Source organism: Lysinibacillus sp. OL1 (assembly GCF_004332175.1).
GTDB classification, from domain to species: Bacteria; Bacillota; Bacilli; order Bacillales_A; family Planococcaceae; genus Lysinibacillus; species Lysinibacillus capsici.
On sequence record NZ_SJDS01000127.1, the window covers coordinates 1 to 255 of the forward strand.

The window sequence follows — 255 nt, forward strand, 5'->3', positions numbered from 1 at the left end:
GCAGGTATTCCGTGTACGAGGTCGGGCGGGGCTTCTGCGGCGAGTTGGAGGTGTTCACAGCGTCGCTCCTTCGATCTTGCGGACGGTGACAGGGTCGGTGCCACACCACATCAGGAGTAGATCATCGACGCGTCGGCAGATGGTGTGAGGTTGGTCGAGACTGACTGCCACCTGAACTGCACCAATGAATCCGGCACAGAGACTCTCTGCGAGGCGGGACATGCTTTCGGCACAGTCGAGTGCCCCTGAACGGAT

General features: G+C 60.4%; 1 protein-coding gene. It reads right to left on the reverse strand.

Annotated elements, in window-relative coordinates; genetic code table 11:
* Positions 1 to 54: 54 nt before the first annotated feature.
* Positions 55 to 255 (reverse strand): hypothetical protein (locus EW028_RS25760; protein ID WP_227745041.1); only part of this gene is annotated, 201 nt, incomplete at its 5' end.